7 protein-coding genes are annotated in these 7,735 nt (G+C 57.0%); 4 read left to right on the top strand and 3 right to left on the bottom strand.

What is annotated here, in order from left to right:
* Positions 1 to 210: DUF2939 domain-containing protein (locus IVA75_RS24670; protein ID WP_247286740.1), on the bottom strand; the 210-nt coding region annotated here is incomplete at its 3' end.
* Positions 211 to 802: 592 nt separating this feature from the next.
* Here IVA75_RS24670 and IVA75_RS24665 point away from each other — a divergent pair.
* The 3 genes from IVA75_RS24665 (at position 803) to IVA75_RS24660 (ending at position 2,483) form a co-directional block, all read left to right on the top strand.
* The gene (locus tag IVA75_RS24665) at positions 803 to 1,078 is read left to right on the top strand and encodes a hypothetical protein (RefSeq protein ID WP_247286739.1); all 276 of its coding nucleotides are present in this window, start codon (positions 803 to 805) and stop codon (positions 1,076 to 1,078) included.
* Positions 1,079 to 1,494: 416 nt separating this feature from the next.
* Entirely contained in the window at positions 1,495 to 1,704 is a 210-nt protein-coding gene (locus tag IVA75_RS40075; protein WP_253075319.1) for a glycosyltransferase, read from the top strand.
* Positions 1,653 to 2,483, top strand: coding sequence for a glycosyltransferase (locus IVA75_RS24660; protein WP_346658437.1), 831 nt, complete (start codon positions 1,653 to 1,655; stop codon positions 2,481 to 2,483). Before IVA75_RS40075 ends, IVA75_RS24660 begins: the two co-directional genes overlap by 52 nt.
* A 23-nt stretch (positions 2,484 to 2,506) precedes the next feature.
* Here IVA75_RS24660 and IVA75_RS24655 read toward each other — a convergent pair whose 3' ends face one another.
* The gene (locus IVA75_RS24655; protein ID WP_247286769.1) at positions 2,507 to 3,331 is read right to left on the bottom strand and encodes an FkbM family methyltransferase; all 825 of its coding nucleotides are present in this window, start codon (positions 3,329 to 3,331) and stop codon (positions 2,507 to 2,509) included.
* A 1,475-nt stretch (positions 3,332 to 4,806) separates the two neighbouring features.
* Between IVA75_RS24655 and IVA75_RS24650 the strand changes: the two genes are divergently transcribed.
* Positions 4,807 to 5,292, top strand: a complete 486-nt coding sequence (locus tag IVA75_RS24650; RefSeq protein ID WP_247286738.1) for a hypothetical protein — start codon at positions 4,807 to 4,809, stop codon at positions 5,290 to 5,292.
* Positions 5,293 to 6,340: 1,048 nt separating this feature from the next.
* On the opposite strand, the gene IVA75_RS24645 is transcribed toward IVA75_RS24650, so the two are convergent.
* Positions 6,341 to 7,645 carry an IS66 family transposase gene (locus IVA75_RS24645; RefSeq protein ID WP_346658436.1) on the bottom strand — a complete coding sequence of 435 codons (1,305 nt, stop codon included), beginning with the start codon at positions 7,643 to 7,645 and terminating at the stop codon, positions 6,341 to 6,343.
* Positions 7,646 to 7,735 lie beyond the last annotated feature (90 nt).

Below are 7,735 nucleotides of genomic sequence, written 5' to 3'. Positions count from 1 at the left end.
CCGCTTTCGGCCAATTCGGTCGAGATAAGCGGACACAACCTGATCGACTACCGAATGACGGAGGCGCGGAAGATTAGTCCGGGCCATCACCTGAGCGGCGTCTGCGCTTCGCACGGCCGAAACCAGGCCCAAGACCGAAACGAAGGCTGACCCGGCGTAGATGAAGAGGCAGATCAGGAACGCCGCCAGGATGCCAATGAGCCACCTCATGGAGCGGCAATCACGGTGGAGGGGCATTGCTCCAAGATGCGATCGGACCTCTAACGCCTCTTGCGCGGCTGTCAGCCGAGAAGTTTAATCATCTTGATCGTTGGAGGTTGGCAAGTAGCCGCAATGAGCGCCGCGTTCGCACTTGCGGCGTGTGGGAAAGACCCAGGGCCTAAAGGTGCTGCTCATAAGGTGGGTGGCCATGAAAGCCTTCAAGTTCGATGAAATTCCACTGCTCGCTGTTTCAGGGAAAGCCTAGCCGCGAAGCCTGACTGCAGCCACGCCATGGCTTGCGTGTGCCCAGCTTTGCGCGAACTCTCGTTTCCCCACCACGCACTGAACCTGTAGGCTAACGGCGGTAACGGCCTGCCGAGAATTCCTAGATCGGCGGCAGCGCATTGCAAGGGGGCGGCATCGCATCCGGCTTGAGCAGAGCTTACGGCGATGCGCTGACCATCTCCGGCGACGCTCAGGGCGGCGACGACAGTCTGACCGGAGGCAATGTTCCAAGCCCGGTTCCTGCCGGAACATACGATACCATGCTTGTCGGGGATGGGCAGACCATGCTGACAACGCGCGTGGAGGGAACGACCAGTTGATCAGCGGCACCGGAAAAGATGACATGTGGGGCGACGCTCAGGTGATGCTTGGGCTCGCGAAAGGAGGCAACGACACCTTTGTGTTCAACGTCAATAACGGCCACGACAAAGTCGCGGATCTTGGCCAGGGTATTTCGAATTTAGGAACCGACTACATCGATGTCGCTGCGCTTGGTATTGAGAACTTCAGCGAACTTACGATCTCGGCATTTGACACGACAGCACACGAAAGCACGATCACGTTCAGCGCAGGCAACGACGTGCTCGTATAGGAAGCACTCAGGCCTCAGGATTTAATATTCGCGCCGCATGGCCTCTTGCTGACCTAGAAGGCAAGTGGCCAAGTCCTCTGGGCTGACGTGCGCCGGCTTTTGTTCGTTGCGCGTGGAGCAAATACACCGGTTCATCAACTAACCAGCTTGCGATGTAGTCGCGTAAGGCGTCTTCCGCGGGAATCTTGGGGCGGCCAGCGCGTTAAGCCGCTCCTCGGCAACCGCTGCGCGTTCTGTTCCTTTGGTACCGTTCCGTGTCCGCCAGTTCAGGAGAATGGAAAGGCTTGCTGTAGCAGCTGCCTTGAAGGGAGTTGACCGGCTGCCTGTTGCAGCAGCCGGCCAGGAACCCTTTTAATTGGATTTGATTTTCTCAGACGGGCGGGCTCAGCCCTCTTTGTGACGGTCTGTTTGCGAAAATGAGTTCGGTAGACGTGGTTGTTCCCTGCTTCCGGTATGGGCGCTTCCTGCGAGAGTGCGTCGGGAGCGTTTTGACGCAATCCGGCCCCGAACTGCGCGTGCTTATTATCGATGATGCGTCGCCGGACAATACAGCGGAAGTTGCGGAAGAGTTAGTCTGCTCCGATCCCGCGTCAGCTATTGCCGGCACACCTCGAATCAAGGGCTGATTGCTACCGCCAATGAAGGCATCGCCTGGGCGAGAGCCGACTACATGCTTCTGCTGTCTGCGGACGATTACCTGTTGCCCGGTGCCCTTTCGAGATCAGTCGAGCTGATGGACGATCATCCGTCCGTCGCTTTCACCTTCGGCGGCGCGGTTGTTCTTGATCAACGCGGGGAGCGTTCGCGGCGTCGAACAGGCGTGGGATCGAGAACCCGTGTTTTGTCCGGACTTGATTTCATTGCACTTAGCGGCGCAAAAAACATTGTGCTGTCACCAACCGTCGTGGTTCGCACATGCCTGCAGAAACGCGGCGGGTATTTGGCTGATTTACCCTACGCCTCTGACATGGAAATGTGGTTACGGCTGGCCGCACACGGCGATGTCGGGGTCATTGCCGCTGACCAAGCCGTGTATCGAGCGCACTCGGCCAATATGTCAAGTGAGCCTTCGCGGGAGCAAGACCTGCTCCAACGCAAGGCAGCGATAGAACATTTCCTGGATAGTAGCGCCGCGAGGTTCACCAACGCTGCTGATCTTCGTATCCGGATGAACCACATGTTGGCACTTGAAGCGATCGGCTGCGCAAGCGCTGCCTTCAATGAAGGCGCGATGGAGAGCTCAGCACGCCTGTCTAAACTTGCAGTGAGTATTGATCCGAGCGTTCAAAGATCGCGTCGTTGGTGGTTTCTCGCCTGCAAGAAGGTTCTTGGGTCGCGAGAATGGCAGCTGGTGCGGCCTGCAGTTGAATGGTTTAGATCTATCGTGCGGAAGGACCACCGCTGAACACCGCCAAAACGACTGGGCTTCTATACGGCCTTGTTAGTTTCGTTCGCGCCTGGCCATACCTCAGCGGATTTACGGCGCTGCCGTCGATAGCTCGTTGTTGGATCAGTGTGGATGCGACGCCTGTTTATGAATAGGAAATCGACCTCGATCAGGGTGGGAAAGGCGTAGTGCGTGGGAAGGACTGCATTTATGGCAAAGCCTCGTTCTTCGTAAAATGTTACGGCTTCTCTCAGGCTCGGCTGGTCTTGGTACAACGGAGCGATTGCCACTTCGGATTGGAGGCCATAGAATTCTGAGAGCATCTCGCCGGCTCCCGCGGCAACGGAGAGGTCATGCCCTTGAGTATCCATTTTCAGGAAGGCACGCTTGAACCCAAGCGTTTTCTGATATTTGCGAAAGTAATCATCGAGCGTGTCTGTGTCGATGCCGATTCTTTCTGACGCGGCTATATCCCGCTCAAACACGCCACCCGACAGCGGCGTATGCAGAGACGATAGTGAATGGGACGATGCCACATTAAATTCGACATGTCGTCGCGTTGAATCCAATGCAACGCTCTCAACATACCAACTCGCGTCGTAGACAGCTTTTGCGCGCAGCGCCTTTGCGAGTCGCGGGACAGGTTCAAACGAAACAATCTGGCCGTCGTAACCGATAGATCTCAGCAACTCGGCATATTGCCCCTCGTTTGCGCCCACGTCGAAAACGCAATCGACGTCGAGATAGACGAGCAGTTCGCGGAGCGCATGCTTCTCATGCAGCAGGGGGAAACGATGCGCATGCGCGATTCCAATCGACATCTTGTTAAAGGCGATATCCTGCAGGAGCCGCTTAAAGGTCAGCATGACTGCCACTCGGGGGTTTTCCAGCTATTGACGTTTTGGTAGGCATTAACTATCATTAAATGTAAATTAAAGCTCAATAAATCCGCAAAACAAGATCCAACCCGTTTAAAATGTGGAGCAGAACAATGAAGATCGCCTCGGGAGTTTTGTCTGCATTAGCTCTGGCCTTCACTCTAATAATTTCTGCGCCGCCCGCCCTAGCCTGCAACGGCAATGGAAATTGCGAAAACGCGCCCGGCCAAGTGAGGGGAGCCCCCGGTCCGATTGCTGGCGCCGGCCTTCCGATTCTCGCCATTGGCTACGGTGTCTACTGGTTGGTTAAACGCCGTCGTAAGGTTGGCTGACATTGGTAGCTCGCCTTCCCGGGGCAGTCTGTCTTACCTGATATTTCGGTAGGTACTTCAAGCGGTCGCAACGGGCTGCACGCCAATCCCGAAGAGAGCGATTGCTAGCCTGTTGTAATGAGCACGCCGCGCACGCGAGGCGTTGCAGTTAGTTAATCGCAATCTCCGCGGATAGTAGCCGGACGAAATCGTTGTGTCCGCTTTCATCTGCGCCAGAGTTCAAGGGATTTTGGTTCTCAAGCAAGACTCGATGGTGGTTTGGCATATACTCGGCGGCTGAAAACAAGGCGAGGCGCTGGCTTGTGGTCGCATATTCAAACGAGTGGATTGCACGTGGTACATTGCGAATAAGGCAGTTGTCACGTGGAGAATTCTTTGCGGGACTATTCGCTCTCGGTTGTGTAAGTGGCCTCGCATCACGCATCATCCAATCAGTTAACCGGCTTGGATGGGCGGAGGCGCTTTTCAATACCTTCGGGATTAGCATAATTGTGTGGATCTCGTGTGCCGCCGGGGTATCTCTTGTTCTTCGAGACCGAACGTTTGGGGTGCGTCCGTCAGAGCTGGCCCTGGGGGCAGGTTTTCTCTTTCTGGTCATTCTTCCGATCGGAGCCCTAAGCTGGCTCGCAATAGCCGCTCTTAGTCTCTACATCATTATCTCCGCCGATGTCGCCTCATCTCGACGGGGCGCTTTCATATTACTGGCTACCACCGTGCCCATGCTTTGGAGCCGATTGCTATTTCAGTTTTTTGCAAACCTAATATTGCAGATCGACGCGTCACTCGTTGGTTGGATACTGGGGACGCATCGGACCGGAGACATTGTGGAATTTGCTGACGGATCCGGAGTTCTTGTAATCTGGCCAGCTTGTTCTTCGCTTGCGAACGTGTCTCTTGCAGTACTGTGTTGGGTTACCTTGAGCCAATTAGCGGGCTCCAAGAAATCCGTTTACGACGTGTCGTGGTGCCTTTTGGCCTGCGTTTCAGTAATAGCTGTGAACGTCGCGCGGATAAGTTTGATGGGTTTGAGCCAATGGCATTACGCCGCCGTCCATGGACCGTGGGGAGACGCGGTCGGCAACACAATCATACTCGGCCTGATAGTCGGCTTCAGTGTTCTTGGGGTGCGGCGTGAACTATTCCAGCGCATTTAGGTGGTCTATTGCTGCCGTGCTTTTGTTGACGATTGGATGGAAGATCGCAAGCCAGCCCGAAACTCAAAACTATTTAAAGGACGACCTTATCAAATTCTTTGAACGCAACCACTTCAACGTCGTCGTGACCGACGAGGTCGTGAATTACACGCCGATTATCCGGGCGAGCAGAGCCTCGTGCCATCTGCAGATCGCGACACTTATTCCCGATGGCTCGAACCGGGATCTCATTCGGCATCTTGCTGCAGGTACAGATCGCTCGTTCGTTGTCTTTCGCGGCACGGTGTACGTCCAACAGCCCGTATTCTGGACAGTACTCGATTACTTTTGGTCCAAATTTCTTCGCGAGCTTGGATTGATTAAGCACATTACGCCCGTCATTAGCGTAGCGGTGAACTCATCGTGCAATGGCGAGGGACTTCCGTGGGGTGAGCTAGAAGGTATCAGGAGAGATCCGCGTTGAACGCCATTGATTGCCAAGAGCTGATGGCGGGTATCGGCCCATCGGCGACCTGCCGTAGGCTACTCCAGTCGACATCCCTCACGTCGGATGCGATCGCGAGTCGGGCGCAGGCGCGCCGAGGGTACCTCTGAGGAGTTATGAAGTACATTTTCATCGCGGTCGGCTGCTGGCTGCTGCTGAACCTGCTCTTCGTTGTGCTAGTCACCCCGCCGCGTAGGTCGCGCCGGCGGCGACAGCTTGCTCGCACGATTCAAGCAGTCAATAAATTCATTTTGAGCAGACGGCAGCCCCCTACCTGAGTGGAGACAGTGGGGTTCTGAATTTCCGGAACTACTCGGGTTCGCAGACGGGATTCACATGCTTCAATGAAGCCGAGCCCGGTCGCTGATTTAAGTCTTCTCATTTGCTCTGATGCTGTCCTGATAGTGATTTTGTTGTGGTGGGGAGAACATTTATGCGAAGCTCTCGCGCAATCCTTTATGCCCAAGGACTTGGCGAAATCACCTCTCAGGTCTCAGAATTGGAATACCTTCGAGGTCTAGTCGAAGAAGCAGCGGAGGGCCCGCGGTGTGCCTCCATTACGCTTGACACATCCCGTTTCGCGCAGCCTTCGAAGTCGTGAACCCGGCGCCCTGTCTGTCCGCTTCCGTCGCCGCGTGCCACCAAGCTGGATGAGGAGCTATCGGGCCCCCCGGCAACGACAACCAAGTCAATCGGACTTTGCTGACGCCATTCCCCGAGGCATGGTGGGCTTCCTCCTAAAACCTCTCCAAGGGCTGGCTTACCGCGCCTTGACTCCTCCTGAGGGGGAGTGGACGAGCCCAGCAACGATAGGCGGCTCCGCACGTTGATACGTATCGCCGGCCGAGGGGCTGACTGTAGGCGTCGGTGGCTGAGAGAATTCCGCGCTCCCGCCTTGTATGTTAGGAGCGCAGAATGGCCGAAGAATTCAGCGCCGAGACACGTCGCCTGCTCGAGCGAGCCAACGAAACCATCGCTCAAAGTCGTCAGTTAGCCACGGAACATCGTAAGCGCTTATCCGGGACCCTTATTGGAGCTGGCTTGACGCTTTGCGGAATCGCCACGGCATGAGGTCTTCGATTCTGCTATGGGGATGGCCGTCGATGATGGCCTCGAGTGTTTCGGCGATGTAGGCGGCCGGGTTGATGTCGTTGAGCTTGCAGGTGGCGACGAGCGACGCAAGCAAGGCCCAATTTTCAGCCCCGACCTCATGTCCGGCGAAGACAGCATTTTTTCTGGTCAGGCAGACTGGCCGGATGGCGTTCTCGACCGGGTTCGTGTCGAGCTCGAGGCGCCCGTCTTCGAGGAAGCGGGTCAGCCCCTGCCAGTGATTGAGCGCGTAGCGGATGTCCTCGGCGAGCGTCGAACCGCTGGAGATCATCGACAGCTGTTTCTCGAACCAAGTCTTTAACGCGGCGATTATGGGCAGCGAGTGCTCCCTGCGCGCGGCCAGCCGGATGTCCGGCGATGAGCCGCGCACCATGGCTTCGATGGCGTAAAGCTGTGCGATGTGCCGAACGGCGGCCTCGGCGATCGGCGATTTGCTGTTACGGGCCAATTTGACGAAGCGCCGGCGCAAATGGCTCCAGCAATGCACGAGCGTCCACGGCCCTTGCGGTCGAGCGACTTCGGTCAGCCGGTCATAACCGTCATAGGCGTCGCATTGCAGGAAGTGTCCGCAAAAGCCATCCAGGAACTGCTCCGCAAAGGCACCGCTGCGACCGGGGGCATATCGGAACAGCACGATCGGCGGACTTGGGCCGCTGTGGCCGCGGTCGTCGGAGACGATCGCCCAGAGGTACCCTTTCTTCGTGTGGCCTCGCCCGGGATCGAGCACCGGCGCCGTGGTTTCGTCCATGAACAGACGATCCGCCATGGCTAGGCGCTGGCGCATGTGGTCCGCGATAGGCTGAAGATGGAAGCAGGCGTGGCCGGACCAGTTGCCCAGTGTCGCCCGATCAAGTCGGATGCCCTGACGCGCATAGATCTCGGCGTGGCGGTAAAACGGCGTATGGTCGCCAAACTTGGAGACGATCACGTGCGCAATCGCCGCTTCGGTCGGCAGCCCGCTGGGCACCACGTGCTCCGGTGCGTGCGCCTGCACGACAGGGCCCGAGCAATGGCGACAGATGTATTTCGGGCGGCGCGTGACCAACACCCGCCATTGCGCCGGGATCACGTCGAGGCGTTTGCTGACGTCCTCGCCGATCTTCGTCATGGCACCGCAACCGCACGGACAGAGCGTGCTCGCAGGCTCGATGATCCGTTCCACCCGCGGCAAATATCGGAAATCCTGAACAGTAGGACGGAATGCGGTCGTCTCCTGCGACACAGCTTCTATCGGCGCGGTCTCCAATAGGATCGCGTTCGGCGCTACCTCGCTGATCGTGAATGGAACCGCTAGACGTCACCGTCACAACGG

The sequence above is a fragment of the Bradyrhizobium sp. 134 genome (assembly GCF_023074155.1).
Taxonomy (GTDB): Bacteria; Pseudomonadota; Alphaproteobacteria; order Rhizobiales; family Xanthobacteraceae; genus Bradyrhizobium.
This window is presented reverse-complemented; position numbering and strand designations above follow the sequence as displayed.

Bases quoted from the DNA above. Each gene is read 5' to 3' on its own strand.
- IVA75_RS40075 (WP_253075319.1), top strand. From the start codon at position 1,495: ATGAGTTCGGTAGACGTGGTTGTTCCCTGCTTCCGGTATGGGCGCTTC.
- IVA75_RS24655 (WP_247286769.1), bottom strand. From the start codon at position 3,331: ATGCTGACCTTTAAGCGGCTCCTGCAGGATATCGCCTTTAACAAGATG.